The sequence below is a fragment of the Polaribacter sp. R2A056_3_33 genome, from assembly GCF_019278485.1.
Lineage (GTDB): Bacteria > Bacteroidota > Bacteroidia > Flavobacteriales > Flavobacteriaceae > Polaribacter.
This window is the reverse complement of record NZ_CP058984.1, coordinates 1,163,346-1,179,080: the sequence shown is the minus strand read 5'-3', so window position 1 is coordinate 1,179,080 and position 15,735 is coordinate 1,163,346. Positions and strand designations below refer to the sequence as shown.

Here is a 15,735-nt window from a genome sequence, read left to right as displayed (position 1 = left end):
TATTCCTAAGCCTTCAGAAAAAAAATGCATTCCTTTATTTTAAATATTGACATAATTCTGATAACTACTCAGAATTCTATTTGTAATAGGTGAGTACTTGTGTCTCTTAAAATAAGAATTCAAATCTAACAAATAATGATTCTTTGCTCGGTAACTTATGTTACTTACTAAAGAAATTGTCTAATGTACTTTTGCCTCAGATAATTGAATGATACATGAAAAATACACTATTTATACTTTTTCTCTTTGTAGGAACCTTGTTTTTACAAGCACAAGAGATAAAACCAATTTCGAAAGTAGAAGTCTTAGCTAAAGTTGTAGAAAATAATACAACTATTCAAATTTCTAAGGAAGAATTTAACGCTTCTAAAGCAGATTACAGACAAACAAATGCGGTGTTTTTACCAAACATTACAGCAAGTCATACAGGTATTTCAACTACAAATCCGTTAATGTCTTTTGGATCTAAATTGAATCAAGAAATATTAACTGCAAATGATTTTAATCCTGCTTTGTTAAACGATCCTACAACGACTAGGAACTTTGCAACGAAGATAGAAATTCAGCAACCATTAATTAATTTAGATGGCTTTTATCAACGTAAAGCTGCCAAAACTAAAATGGAAGCGATGTCTTTAAAAACGGAAAGAACGCAAGATTATTTAGCCTTCGAAGTAGAAAAAGCATACATGCAATTACAATTAGCGTACAAAGCAGTAGCTGTTTTAGAAAAAGCATTAGAAGCAGCAAAGGCGAATAAACAAATGGCAGACAATAGTTTTAAGCAAGGTTTTTTACAGCAAGCTGATGTTTTAAATGTAGAAATAAGAGTTACAGAAGTTAAAAATCAATTGCAAACAACTAAAAGTAATGTGCAAAACGCCTCTAACTATTTATCATTTTTAGTGAATGACGAAAGCTATGTTGTTTACAAACCAACAGAAAGTTTAACTGTTTCTAGTTTTAATGTTGATGATAAAACCATTTCTGAAAATAGAGCAGATATAAAAGCGATGCATTTAGCTTCTAAGGCTTATGAAACAATGAATAAAGCAGATAAAATGGCTTTTCTACCGCGTTTAAATGCCTTTGGAAGTTATGAAATGTATGATAACAAAGTATTCCAGGGTGAAGCAAACGGATATTTAATTGGCGCACAATTAAGTTGGGATATTTTTCAGGGTTCTAAACGTTTTGGAAAAGCTCAAAAAAGTAAAGCCGAGTTTGAGAAATCTAAGTTAGAATACAATCAATATGTATCTAAAAGTAATTTAGAATTGAATAAAGTAAAGCGCCAATTGGTTGATGCAAAAAACAGATTAGAGTTAACGGATTTAGCAGTACAACAATCAGAAGAATCTTTAAGAATTAGAAAAAATAGATTTAAAGAAGGTTTAGAAAAAACATCCGATTTACTAATGGCAGAAACTCAATTTGCACAAAAGCAACTAGAATATTATCAGACAATTTTCGAATATAATTTTACACAAACTTATTTAGAGTTTTTAACCAAGCAATAGAAATAGTTGGCAGTAAGTAGTCGCCGTTTTCAGTAAAAAAATAAAACCAATACAAATGAAAAAATACATATACATAATAGCAATATTTACAACATCATTATTAATAACGAGTTGTGGCAGTGAAGAAAAAAAAGTAGCAGTAGATACTACACCAGCAATTGCTGTAAAAGTTAGTAAAGTTGCTGTAAATAGCAACACACCGTTTTTGTCTGTAAGCGGAAAAATTGAGGCAACTAATAGTGCAGATTTAAGTACTCGAATGATGGGTTACGTTAAAAATGTGCATGTAAATGTTGGCGACAAAGTTAGAAAAGGTCAGTTGTTAGTTTCTATTAACAATACAGATTTACAAGCAAAAAAAGGACAAGTAAACGCAGGTATTACACAAGCTAAAACGGCTTTTACAAATGCAGAGAAAAATTACAATCGTTTTAAAAATTTGTATGAAAGTAAAAGTGTTACTCAGAAAGAAATGGATGACATGACTGCTAATTACCAAATGGCAAAAGCAGGTTTAGAATCTGCCAATCAAATGAAAAACGAAATTAATGCACAGTTTGCATATTCTAATATTACGGCTCCTTTTAGTGGTGTTATTACTAGTAAAAATATTGAAGTAGGAGATATGGCAAATCCAGGGATGCCTTTAATTAGTTTAGAAGCTCCTGATGAGTTTGAAGTAATTGCGATGGTTCCTGAAACAGAGATCTCACAAATTAAAAAAGGAACAACTGTAAATATTTTGGTGAAATCTATGGATAAAACACTAAAAGGAAAAGTTACGGAAGTAAGTACTTCTGCTAAAAATACAGGAGGACAATATTTAGTGAAAATTAATTTAGATAAAACAGAGGTGTCTATTTTATCTGGAATGTTTGCTACGGTACAGTTTCCGGTAGAGAGAAAAACAACATCAGAATTGGTTTTAATTCCTACGGATGCAATTGTTACCAATGGTCAATTATCTGGCGTTTATACAGTAAGTGAAAGTAATACAGCATTATTACGTTGGTTGCGTTTAGGAAGAACTTATGGAAACAATGTTGCCGTTTTATCGGGTTTAAATGCTGATGAATCTTACATAGTTTCTGCGGAAGGAAAATTATTCAACGGAGCTAAGATAAGTATTCAGTAAATAGTTTTCAGTCACAATTACAAGTCTGAATTATAATAGTAATCAAGAATTATCGCGTTAAGGATAGAAGTGAAAATCCTTTTTTTTATACTGAACTTGTTTCAGTATCTCTTTTAAAAAAGCATTTAGCTTAAATTTAAAGATGCTGAAATTAATTCAGCACAAGAAAAAAGATTGTAACGGATAGCCTGTTAAAACGCCCAAAATATTAATAATATGAAAGAAGGTTTAGCTGGAAAAATTGCAAAAGTCTTTATTGGATCAAAATTAACCGTATTGCTAATGATCGTTTTTATGGTGGTTGGTGTGTATGCTTCGTTTTTAATTCCGAGAGAAGAAGAGCCGCAAATTGATGTGCCAATGGCAGATATTTTTGTCGGATATCCTGGTGCGAGTCCTACCGAGGTAGAAACGCGCGTGGTAAAACCTTTAGAAAAATTAATCTCGAATATTAAAGGTGTAGAGTATGTGTATTCTACGTCTATGAACGAGAAAGCAATGGTAATTGTGCAGTTTTATGTGGGTGAAGATATTGAGCGTTCTTTTGTAAAGTTATACAATGAAATTAACAAGCACATGGATCAAATGCCTGCTGGTGTTACGTTTCCGTTGGTTAAAACGCGCGCTATTGATGATGTGCCAATGTTGGGGTTAACGTTGTGGAGCGAAAACTATAGCGATTATCAATTAAGCCAAATGGCGCAAGAGTTAGAATCGGAAATTAAGAAGGTAAATGATGTTTCTATTACGCATAAAATTGGTGGTAGAAACCGTCAGTTACGTGTGGTTTTAGACAAAGATAAATTGGCTGCAAGCGGATTGGATTTCTTATCAGTTTCTGAAATGATAAAAGCCAATAACACACAATTAAGTGCAGGTAGTTTTGATAAAAGTGATACAGAATTTTTAGTAAAAACAGGTAAGTTTTTAGCTTCTGCTGCAGATGTTGAAAATTTAGTGGTTGGCGTACAACAGAATAGACCAATCTACTTAAAACAAATTGCTAATATTGTTGATGGACCAGAAATTCCACAGAATTATGTGTCTTTAGGTTTCGGAAAAGCAAGTGAAAAAGCCAATACTTATAAATCTGAATATCCGGCAGTAACTATTTCTGTTGCTAAAAGAAAAGGAGCCGATGCTATGAAAATTGCTGAGGTTATTTTAACAAAAGTAAATCATTTACGTACAACTTTAATTCCGGATGATGTACACGTAGAAATTACAAGAAATTATGGAGAAACCGCTTCTCATAAAGTTTCTGAGCTGTTGTGGCATTTGATTGGTTCTATCTTTGCAGTTACTTTGGTTGTTATGTTAGCAATGGGCTGGCGTGGTGGTTTGGTGGTGTTTTTATCCGTGCCAATTACGTTTGCGTTAACGTTGTTGAGTTATTATATGATGGATTATACGTTAAACAGAATTACGTTGTTTGCATTGGTGTTTGTAACAGGTATTGTGGTGGATGATTCCATAATTATTGCAGAGAATATGCACCGACATTTTAAGATGAAACGTCTGCCTTTTAAACAAGCGGCTTTGTATGCAATTAACGAAGTTGGAAACCCAACAATCTTAGCAACATTTACTGTTATAGCTTCTGTTTTACCAATGGCTTTTGTGTCTGGTTTAATGGGACCTTATATGGCGCCAATGCCAATTGGAGCATCAATTGCAATGATTTTGTCATTATTTGTAGCCTTAACCATAACACCTTATTTAGGATATATTTTCTTAAGAGAAAAAGATAAAAAAGGTGGTGTAGAAAAAGTCGAAAAACAATTAGAAGAAACTTTTATATATAGAATTTATAACAAATTTGAAAGACCTTTAATTGAAAATAAAACAAAAAGATGGTTATTTTTAGGAGGAACATTTGTGGTTTTAATGGCAACAATGGTGTTGTTTTTCACAAATTCTGTTGCTGTAAAAATGTTGCCATTTGATAATAAAAACGAGTTTCAGGTGGTAATTGATATGCCAGAAGGCACCACTTTAGAAAGAACAGGAGTTGTAACTCAAGAAATTGCACAGTATTTAGCAACAAGACCAGAAGTGGTTAATTATCAAAACTACATTGGTACTTCTGCACCGATAACTTTTAACGGTTTGGTACGTCATTACGATTTACGTGGAGGTTCTAATATGACAGATATTCAAGTGAATTTGGTTGATAAGGGAGAACGAACAATTCAGAGTCATGGAATTGCAAAATTATTAAGACCAGAAATACAACGAATTGCAGCAAAATACAATGCAAATGTGAAGTTGGTAGAAGTACCACCAGGACCTCCAGTATTATCTACTATTGTTGCTGAGGTTTATGGACCCGATTATAATGAGCAAATTAAGATAGCAAATAGTGTTCAGAATATTTTAAAGAACACAGAAGATGTGGTAGATATTGATTGGATGGTAGAAGATGACCAAACTGAATATCAATTTGAAATTAATAAAGAAAAAGCCATGTTGTATGGAGTTGTTCCGCAGCAAATTGCGTACACCATGAATATGGCTTTGTCTAACCGTGCAATTACTACTTTGTATGATGAAAATGCGGTGAATCAGGTTGGTTTGGTATTGAGTTTAGATGAAAAAGAAAAGTCTACTATTTCTGATATTTCGCAGTTAAAAGTAAAATCGAAACAAGGGAATATGGTTCCTATTGCAGATTTGGTAGAGATTAAAGAAACAATTGCCGCAAAAAGTATTTATAGAAAAAACCAAAAACGTGTGGTTTATGTATTGGCAGATATGGCAGGAGAATTAGAAAGTCCGGCATATGCTATTTTAGGAATGGAAGAAAAATTGAAAGAAATAAAACTTCCTGTAGGGTATAAGTTGGATGAAATGTATTTGGGACAACCAGATTTTGAAGATAATTACACTGTGAAATGGGATGGAGAATGGCAAATTACTTTAGAGGTTTTTAGAGATTTAGGAATTGCATTTTTGGGAGCTATCATCTTAATTTATATTTTAATTGTTGGATGGTTTCAAAACTTTAAAGCACCAATTGTTATGATGGTTGCAATTCCGTTATCATTAATAGGAATTATTTTAGGACACTGGATTATGGGTGCCTTTTTTACAGCAACTTCTTTTATTGGAATGATTGCACTGGCAGGAATTATGGTTCGGAATTCTGTTTTACTGATAGATTTTATCAACTTAAGAACGGATGAGGGAATTCCTTTAAAACAAGCTTGTATTGAGGCAGGAGCAGTAAGAACAACACCAATTTTGTTAACCGCAGGAACCGTTGTTATTGGCGCATTTGTTATTTTGTTTGACCCTATTTTTCAAGGACTAGCAATATCTTTAATGGGAGGAACGATTGTTTCTACGGTATTAACATTGTTAGTTGTGCCGTTGGTGTATTATATGATAGAGAAGAAAAATTATAAATAGTAATTAATTCTCTCGCAGATTGCGCAGATTCACGCAGAAGAGTTCCATAAAAATCTGCGATTATCCGTGAGATCTACGGGAAGTAGAAAAGAAAAAAACTTATGAAATTAGTAATTGTTACAGCAGTAGAAGAATTTCAAAAGGAGGTTTTAAAAATCTTCAAGAAAGCAAATATTGAAAACTTTAGTAGTTCAGATATTGATGGTCATAAAAATGTACCTCAATTATTAAAGGCTTCTAGTTGGTTTTCTTCAGAGAAGAACGGTAATGAATCTATTATGTTTTTCTCTTTTACAGAAGCAGAAAAAATAGATGGTTTATTTGTGTTTATAGAAGATTTTAATAAAAATATAGAAACAAATAATCCTTTAAAAGCAATTGTTTTACCAATAGAAAGGTTTATATAAAATTAAAAAAGATAAAGAATGTTAAATAAATATTTTAGAGTTATAGTAGGGGTAATGGTTTTATTAAGTGTGGTGCTTTCTGTTTATGTGAGTCCTAATTGGATGTGGTTTACGGTATTTATAGGAGTAAATTTAATTCAGTCTGCTTTTACCAAATGGTGTTTATTAGAAACCATTCTAGTGAAATTAGGCGTTAAAAAATAAGATTTGATTTAAAATAGAGACTTATTCGATAATTTTTTCTGGTTGTTTTAAAAGATATTTTATTGAATAAGCTCTTGTAAAGTGTGCTCCATAGAAGAGAATCAAACTAGTGTAAGAAACCCATAGCATTACTAATATTATAGAGCCAGCGGCACCATAGGTAGAACCTGGTTCTACTTCGCTAAAGTAAATTGCAAGTAAATATTTACCAACAACAAAAAGAATTGAGGTTAACAAAGCACCAATTCTAACAGCTCTCCATGGTACATTTGCATTTGGTAGAATTTTAAACATCGCTGCAAAAACAAAATAAATAGAAGCTAAGGAAATAAAAATATCCAACGTGAAAATAGAATTTACTAATTCATTAGAAATAATATTTTTTAAATTTTCTCCAAAAGTACTAAGTAGTGATGTTAAAACGAGACTTATTAGTAGTAAGAAAACAATAATTAAGATAAAACCAAAACTTTTTAATCTTACAAAAACAGTTTCTAAAACACCATTTTTAAATCTAGGTTTAGCATCCCAAATGGTGTCTAAAATATTTTGTATTTGAAAAAATACACCTGTAGAACCATATAGTAAAGTTGCAATACCAATGATGGTAGTAAATAATGACGTTTTTTTATTTCCATCATTAACCATCATTCCTTTTATTGTTTCTGCCGTTTCGGCACCAATAGCGTTAGATATTTCGTTTAAAATTTGTCCTTCTACTATTTCTTTCCCCCAAATAGAACCAACAAGGTTAAATATAATAATTAGTAGTGCAGGTAAAGAGAGTATTGCATAATAAGCAATAATTGCAGCTTTATTAAAGGGGTCATCTTTAAACCAGGCTTTTGCACTTGTTAACAATAACTCAGGTAAATGTGTTAGTTTAAATTTTTTTCTTTCTGTATTTTCTTTTTTATCTGTCATACATAGCAAAATTACAGAATAATTATAGATCTATAATTATTTTTTAGATGTGTATTTTGTTACTTTTAAAGTTCTTAGTAAAAGAAAAGTATTAAGATTTATACTTTATCCTCTATATCTTCTTTCTCTTGATGGTTCAAACTTTTTACCTGCTCCTCCTAAACTATTAAATTTCCAGGTAAAGGTTAACATTGCGTATTGTTTTAAAACAGTACTAGAAGAATCTTGAATATAATCTTCTGTAGCGACTCTTCTTGCATTTGTATTCTGATTTAAAATATCATATACTTTAATACCAACTGCTCCTTGATCTTTTAAGATTGAATAACGTAAAGTTGTATTCCAAAACCAAGCACTTTTTTGAAATCCGTCTGCAATATTTGGATTATAGTTATAGTTAACATCGTTTCTCCATTCTAACTTTTTGGGTAAAAAAGTAGAGGTGCTTATTAAAACATCATGACTTGTAAAGTTTTTATCACTAAAACTATCTATATCGTAAGTGTTTTTGTTAAATGAAACAGAATAAGATGGTCTAATTTCAAACACATCATCCCACATAAAATCAAAACCAATTCTTGGAGAAATAGACGTTGCTTTACTAGAATATTGTACACCATTGTTAAAGTTAATGTTTTTATTAAGGTTTCCAAAAATCGTAAATTCTGATTTTAAACTACCAAAATCTTCCCATTTTTTGGTTACACTATAACTTCCACCACCTTGTAGGCTATAAAAACCATCTACGTTAGCATAAGAAGTTTCTCTAATAAGTGTATTTTGATCTACTATAGTGTTTGCTACGACTCTATCATTTGTTATAGTAGCGTTACCAAAAGCCCAAAAACCAGTTCTTTCTTGCCAATTAAAATTGGATACTCCAAAACGAATACTATGTGTTTTCGTAGGATCTAATTCTGGATTACCAGTTACATTATTTAAAGGATTAGATTCATCTCTAAATGGTTGTAATTGAGATAAAGAAGGTGTTCCGTTTTTAAAGTTATATCTAAGACGATAGCTACTGGTTCTGTTTTTTCTAAAACGAAGCCCTAATCCGTATTCTAAGTTATTAAATTCTCTTTCTAAATTGGTTTCTGGCCTTAAAAAATCTGTGTTTTTTAAAGTTCTGTTTACGTAAGCAATATCTGCAGAAGTAGACCATTTTTCATTTCGGAAAGATAATTTTGCACGTGGTTTTTTAACATTGTCTTGATATTCGAAATCGGTACTTAATAAGCTACTGAAATCTGTGTAATCGTTGGTGTTTTGATCCAAGTTAAACGTACTTCTTATTTTTGTTGTTTTTGTGTTTGAATATTCATAACCAACATCAAAAAATAATAGTCTTGATATTATTGGAAAACGATACGTAACCTCACTTCCAATTTCCGTTTTGTCTGTATTTCCATCGGAATATTGGTCTCTAAGTATTTGATTTGGTGTGTCACCATAAATATTGGTTTCAGATTTCACTAAATCTTCTGTTTCAGATTTATCAATATTTGCTGTCAATTCTACTCTTAAAAAAGCACCTCTACTGCCAAACATTTTGGTTAAATTTACTTCATTATTAAAATTTTTGCTATTAGAATCTGCAATTGAGTTAGAGTTAGAATCGTTTGTTAGCGCATTGCTGTTATTAAAACTTTCTGAATTACTTGTATATGTGTTTTTGTTAATATCTGCATTAAAATTAGATTCTATGTCAATTCTAAAAGTACTGTCAATTTCAATTTCAAAATCTACACTTGCATCATGGCTGTCACTTTCATTAAAAGAAGTGTTGTAAGAATTTGTAGAAAAGCTTGTTCCGTCGGCTAAGAATGTTTCTCTGTTACTAGTTGTTTTATTGTCGGATTCACTATTTTTATAGAAGTAATCACTAGAAAGTTCAAACATTTTACCAAAAGCGTTTATGTAATTTAAACCATAGTTGTTAGAAGTAACAATACCTTGTCCGCCTCCAAAACTTCTGTTATTTCCACCAAATTGCAATCTTTGATTTCCAAAACTAAAACCAGGAGAGTTTATATTATTACCACCGGCTAAAAGTCCTATTCGTTCACTTCCTTTAAAACGAGTTGCCATACCTGCATATTCATACCTTCCGTCTGTACCAATTCCTGCAGCAGTTTTACCAAAATACCCTTTATTATTTTCTTTTTTAATAGTCAGGTTTATCGTTTTATTTTCTCCATCAGAATCTTCACCAGCAAACGCTTGTGCATTGGTTTTTGTATCTGAAATTTGTATTTTTTCAATAATATCTTTGGTAAGGTTTCTGGTTGTAATGGTTGGGTCGTTTCCAAAGAAAGGCTTTCCGTTAACAAGTATTTTATTCACAGATTTTCCGTTTACCGTAATTGCTCCTTCATCATCGACTTCTACTCCAGGTAGTTTTTTTAATAAATCTTCTACATTGGCATCTTTCTTTGTTTTAAAAGACTTTACATTAAATTCTACGGTATCTTTTTTTATGGTGATGGGAGCACTTGATCTAATAACAACAGCATCTAATGCATTAGCTAGTTCTAAGTTTAAATTACCAACATGCTGGTTTTTTGTATTAATTATTTTTGTGTACGGTTTATAACCAATATATGAAACTACTAATTTTATTTGGCTATCTGCTGTTTTACCTTCAACATTAAAATAACCTTTAGCGTCGGTTATTGTATAAGAAATAATACTGCTGTCTTTTAAACGTTCTGCATGTACGGTTGCAGATTCTAGCAATTCATTGTCTTCTAGTGATGTTATTGTACCAGTAATTTTAAATTCTTTAGTTTGAGAATAGGTGATACAAGTAAAAATTAAGCAGATGAGTAAAAGAACTTTCTTCATTATTATTGGTTGATTAAATGAGGTGTGAACAAATGAAACTAGATAAAGAAGCAAAGGTTTAATTAAAGAATTGATAAATACAGGTTTTTAACAAAACTTTAGGGTTTGGATGGTGTGCCATTTTTCTCTTTTTTTAAAAATTTTAAATCTAATTTGTAAGGGTAAAACGTTGAAGATGATGTGATAAAAACTTGGTAAGTATGAGAAATTAGTAATTTTATCGTTTTGTTATATTTATTTATTCTAAATAAAGACTATATTTGTCACATAATTATTTAAGATGATTGTTTTTTATACTGAGAGTAAGCCCGTAGTTTCTATGTTAAATACATCCGTATGTGATAGTGTTTGTTCGTCTAGTTGCATAAAACCAAAGAGTAGCTGTTGTAATAAGTATAAAAAAAAGGGCATCAACTGTAAGCGATGCCCTCATATTTTGCTAAAAGCTTCTTAGCATAATTTAGTTGTTATCCTTTTCTATATAAAGGATCTGTACCAATTGTCCCCATTAAACCTTCTAAATATTCATTAGAAATTACATGTTTGTATTGTAGTTTTAAGTTTTCTAATCGTGTATTAATATCCATTTCTGAAGCAATAGAATTGTTATAAGGGTTTGCAATAAAGTCTTCAGAATATTTTATTTGATTTTTGTAAAATGTAATATCTTTCTGTTGTTTTAGTGCTAATCTTTCTTTGTACCAATCACTATTAACAACATAATCCCTACTAAATAACTCACGTAATTCAGGATCACTAATGTTTTTTCCTTTATAACTTCCATACGCCATAATGTGTAATAGAACTTTTAAAGGCGGAATTGCAGCAGCGATACTACCATCTTCAAAATAGTTTAAAGCAACTTTTTGTTGTGCTTCTACAATATTTTTAATTCCGTCTACATAATCCTCTAAACCTTGTAATTCTGGTTTTAGCATTCTTTCGCTAAAAACAGCTGTAGGTTCATCAAAAATTCTATTAAGACATCTGTAAGAAAAAGTTTTTGTAATTCTGTATCCTAGTCTACTCGCTAAAATAGTTTCACCTTCGTATTCAAAATCATTAATTTTTTCTAAAGAACCATTCTCAATTAACTCTTTAGGATCTCTGTCTTTTGGTTCTAATCTAGCCCAAATTTCAGGGATTAGTAAACTTACGTCATGATCTATCTTGTTTTCTGCGCCAACGTAACCTGCAGCGGTGCTAAATCCGTTAGATTCTGTTAAAATATGAGATAACAACGCATTGTTTAAATCGGTAGTTGGAGTAAGCATGTTAAAAGGTGCTTTTGTTAAAGCGCCTTCAGTTCCGGCACCTGTTGTAGATGGAGATTTACCTGTTAAACTACAGATAAAATCCATAAATAATTCTGGTGCTTCTTGGTAATGAATTGGGTTGTAAACAGCCAAAGGTCTTATTCCTGCAGCTTTATCTACAGGATTATTTCTTCTACCTGTTAAAACCGCATTTACAACATGATGTACTGGTTCATTTAAGTTAATTTTTCTTACCAAACGAACACCAATATCCGCTAAGTAAGTTTCTTCAGTTTCTACAACATTTTTACAAGGCTCTAAATAACGAGGGTTTTTGGTAGGTTCACCATTTACAATTCTTGTATGAGAAGGCAATGCAAAAAACTGTTCTTTTTTATCACTTTTAACAATACTTTCAATAAAATCTTTAACCGGTTGTGTGTATTTATCAAAGTTGATAGTGTCTTCGTATAAAGCAATAGCGTCTTCTTTCTTTAATAATTCGTAGTTGGTTAAAAAACGGCCGTTTGTTACTAAATCTAATTCGGCAGCTTTATCGTAACCTCTTACTACCGCTTCATCTGGTCTCTGAAAAAGGTGTGCCTCGCAATTGGTTAATAGCTTTAAACTTTTATTAGTGAATTCTGGGTTTAAGTTTTTTAATTGATTTCTAGGTATGGTAATAGAAGCTGTTATATCGTCTTCTGTTTGTACTTTTTCTGAAGGAGAAAAATCTGAACGTAATTTGTTTAACATCCAATTTCCTTGTTCATTAAAACCAATACGAACATAACTACCAACAACAGGTGTGTTATTGTATAGTAAACTCGTTCCTTTTTTTCCGTTGATAATTTCAACAGACATATACTCTTTCCAATTTAAAGTTCCGTGTGCTTGTCTGTATAACCTTTTTACAAAAAGGACTAAAGAACGAATGTGTACCGGAATTTCTTCTAAAAATTGATTGAACTCATCTGAATTATGTTTCGACGGAATTAATAGTTTAACAGCAGAACTTAACGTTCTTTTTTCACTTAAAAAAGATCTAGAAATTGGTCTGTTTGGATCTTTTACTTTCCATCGATTAGAATAAACATACTCTATAATTTCGTCTGCTTTTTTAAAGTCTTCTTCTATATTATGAATGTTAAAAGTACTATACGTAATAGCATTTTGCATTGGTTTAGATATCTCAGATTTACCACCACCAGAAACTGTACATGGTTTATGGCAAAAAACACCTTCTGCAAATGTTTCTATAATTCTCCATAAATCGATGGATTTATGTTTTTCTAATTTTAATTTACTTCCCGTAGGGTGTATGTAAGTTTTGTAAGGAGACAATGTTAATTTCTGCTCTTTACTTTTATGCATCCAAGTAATGCTGTTGGTATTAGTGTTTATGTATGCAAACTCTGGAATGTAAACAATATTTGGGTATTTTTTATCTACCGCATAGTTTTCTGGTTTTACCTCTATGGTATCTCCTAAAAGTTGTTTTACACCTTCAAAAGTATGCTTAAAGTTATAAAACTCAGATTGCACTTTACCATCTACGGTATCGCCCATAACTCTTCTAGCAAATGCAATGGCACCACCTGCATGTTCTTCCTCTACCAAACCAAATAGGTTGGCAGAATAACTAATTTGAGTTTTTATTTCTTTTTTAGAATAACCGTAATAATTATCTGCAATTAGGGTAACTACAACACCTCTATCATCTCTACAGGTAATTTTAAAAGCACCACCTTCATTATAAAGTTCCTCTTCATTTTCCCAACACATGCCGTCTTTTTTCTGACGTTCTGTGGCATCATTAAAATGAGGTAAGCCAACATCTTTCTTTTTTAATTCTTTTAATTGTGGCGCTAGAACAATACAGCCAGTATGTCCTGTCCAATGTTCTGTATCTAAAGCAGCATCATTTTGTGATAAGTTATGGTCTCCGGCATTGCCGAAAATAGACTCTACAAAATCTAAATTACTTACTAAGTTTCCTGGTACAAAAAAGCGAACTTCTAATGATTTTTCTGAGATTACTCCTTTTACTTCCGGACAAACCACAGGTCTTAAAAGTGAAGAAACCATTACTTTGGCTTGTTTATCTTGGCTAGAAGTAAATGGAAGTGTTTTTAAATTATCCGAAGGATTAAAAGCTGAATGTAATAAATGCGCAAAAGTTTCTTGCGGAACTTCTTTTTTGTCTAATGGTACAGGTAAGCTACCTTCTACAATATGAAAAGTTCCCTTTGTTGTTCTTTTATCGTTTAAAGGGTTGTTTAAAATACCTTGTTTTATTCTACTAGTAGTAACTAAATTACTTTTAAAAGAATCACCATCTGGAGGTAAACTAAGTTCTCTTGCTTGTCCTTTTTTAGTTAATACCAATGTGCTGTTTGGTATTACAAGAGATTTATTAATAGAGACTTCTTTTAAATAATCATTAATAAATGCTTGTATTCTTGAATCTACAGGAGAAAGATGGTTCGATAATAATCTCGATCTTTGCTTGATGCTTTTAATAAGACTGCTAGTTAATTCCTCAAATTTTGGATCTAAAAATTGAATAGAATTTTCTGGTTTGTCTTTAAAAGTAGGTTGTCCTAATGAAGCCAATTGTAAGTTGATAAACTGAATAATGTCATTTCTAGTTTCTTGCATAATGATATTTTTAAACTCTTATAAAAATACCATAAATTTTTCATTGCTAAGTTACTGATACATTAAGTATTTAACTCTTGTTAAAAATAAATCGTTTTATTGATTTTTGTCTTAATTTCAACATTTGTTAAACGTTTAACTAAATGTTAAAAAACTACTTAAAAGCACTTAAACCTGTTACGTCTAAACCTGTAATTAATAAGTGGATGTCATGAGTACCTTCATAGGTAATTACACTTTCCAGATTCATCATGTGTCGCATTATAGAATATTCTCCAGTAATGCCCATTCCGCCTAACATTTGTCTAGCTTCTCTTGCAATATGAACAGCCATGTCTACATTATTTCTTTTTGCCATAGAAATCTGAGCGGAAGTTGCTTTCCCTTCATTTTTTAAAGTACCCAATCTCCATGCTAATAATTGTGCTTTGGTGATTTCAGTAATCATTTCAGCTAATTTTTTTTGTTGTAGTTGAAATTGACCAATCGGTTTGCCAAACTGTTCGCGTTCTTTACAATAACGTAAGGCGGTATCGTAACAATCCATTGCAGCACCAATTGCGCCCCAAGCAATTCCGAATCTTGCAGAATCTAAACAACCTAAAGGTGCTCCGAGTCCAGATTTATTAGGTAATAAATTTTCTTTAGGCACTTTTACATTATCAAAAATAAGTTCTCCTGTTGCAGATGCACGCAAAGACCATTTATTATGTGTGGTAGGCGTAGTAAAACCTTCCATTCCGCGTTCTACCAATAAACCATGAATTCTACCTTCTTCATTTTTTGCCCAAACCACTGCAACTTGAGCAAAAGGAGCGTTAGAAATCCACATTTTTGCACCATTTAAAAGATAATGATCTCCCATATCTTTAAACTTGGTTTCCATTCCGCTAGGGTTAGAACCATGGTTTGGTTCTGTTAATCCAAAACAGCCCATCCACTCGCCAGAAGCTAACTTTGGTAAATACTTTTTACGTTGTGCTTCATTTCCATATTTATAAATAGGATACATTACTAATGAAGATTGTACAGAAGCAGTAGAACGAACTCCAGAATCTCCACGTTCAATTTCTTGCATAATCAATCCGTAAGAAATTTGATCTAATCCTGCACCACCATATGCTGAAGGAATGTAAGGGCCAAAAGCACCAATTTCTGCCAAACCACTAATAATTTGAGTTGGAAATTCTGCTTTCTGAGCATACTCTTCAATAATAGGAGAAACGTCTCGTTTTACCCATTCTCGAGCTGCAGTTCTTACTAGTTTGTGTTCTTCGGATAATAAATCATCTAGATTATAATAATCTGGTGCTTGAAAAAGATCTTGTTTCATAAGTTTACATCTAAAAATGGATTCGAATTTAATCTTA

The 15,735-nt window shown here is 31.7% G+C and carries 9 protein-coding genes; 5 read left to right on the top strand and 4 right to left on the bottom strand.

Annotation, left to right across the window (positions count from 1 at the left end; genetic code table 11):
* The first annotated feature begins 215 nt into the window (after positions 1-215).
* The 5 genes from H0I29_RS04980 to H0I29_RS04960 all read left to right on the top strand — a co-directional run bounded on the left by H0I29_RS04980 (position 216) and on the right by H0I29_RS04960 (position 6,677).
* Positions 216-1,520 carry a TolC family protein gene (locus H0I29_RS04980; protein ID WP_218754622.1) on the top strand — a complete coding sequence of 435 codons (1,305 nt, stop codon included), beginning with the start codon at positions 216-218 and terminating at the stop codon, positions 1,518-1,520.
* Between the two features lie 55 nt (positions 1,521-1,575).
* A complete protein-coding gene (locus H0I29_RS04975; protein WP_218754621.1) occupies positions 1,576-2,655 on the top strand; it encodes an efflux RND transporter periplasmic adaptor subunit in 1,080 nt (359 codons plus the stop codon).
* Between the two features lie 216 nt (positions 2,656-2,871).
* Positions 2,872-6,066, top strand: a complete 3,195-nt coding sequence (locus H0I29_RS04970; protein ID WP_218754620.1) for an efflux RND transporter permease subunit — start codon at positions 2,872-2,874, stop codon at positions 6,064-6,066.
* Between the two features lie 101 nt (positions 6,067-6,167).
* On the top strand, positions 6,168-6,473 hold the full coding sequence (locus H0I29_RS04965) for a hypothetical protein (RefSeq protein WP_218754619.1): 306 nt from the start codon (positions 6,168-6,170) through the stop codon (positions 6,471-6,473).
* Between the two features lie 18 nt (positions 6,474-6,491).
* Complete coding sequence (locus H0I29_RS04960; protein ID WP_218731758.1) at positions 6,492-6,677, top strand: DUF2892 domain-containing protein; 186 nt, start codon at positions 6,492-6,494, stop codon at positions 6,675-6,677.
* Between the two features lie 21 nt (positions 6,678-6,698).
* Here the strand turns inward: H0I29_RS04960 and H0I29_RS04955 are convergent, their stop codons facing one another.
* The 4 genes from H0I29_RS04955 to H0I29_RS04940 form a co-directional block, all read right to left on the bottom strand.
* Positions 6,699-7,601 carry a YihY/virulence factor BrkB family protein gene (locus H0I29_RS04955; RefSeq protein WP_218731757.1) on the bottom strand — a complete coding sequence of 301 codons (903 nt, stop codon included), beginning with the start codon at positions 7,599-7,601 and terminating at the stop codon, positions 6,699-6,701.
* A gap of 105 nt (positions 7,602-7,706) precedes the next feature.
* Positions 7,707-10,448 (bottom strand): outer membrane beta-barrel protein, encoded by a 2,742-nt coding sequence (locus H0I29_RS04950; RefSeq protein ID WP_218754618.1) that lies wholly within the window; start codon positions 10,446-10,448, stop codon positions 7,707-7,709.
* 467 nt (positions 10,449-10,915) lie between these two features.
* Complete coding sequence (locus tag H0I29_RS04945) at positions 10,916-14,365, bottom strand: hypothetical protein (protein WP_218754617.1); 3,450 nt, start codon at positions 14,363-14,365, stop codon at positions 10,916-10,918.
* A gap of 154 nt (positions 14,366-14,519) precedes the next feature.
* Positions 14,520-15,698 (bottom strand): acyl-CoA dehydrogenase family protein, encoded by a 1,179-nt coding sequence (locus tag H0I29_RS04940; RefSeq protein WP_218754616.1) that lies wholly within the window; start codon positions 15,696-15,698, stop codon positions 14,520-14,522.
* Between the last annotated feature and the right edge of the window lie 37 nt (positions 15,699-15,735).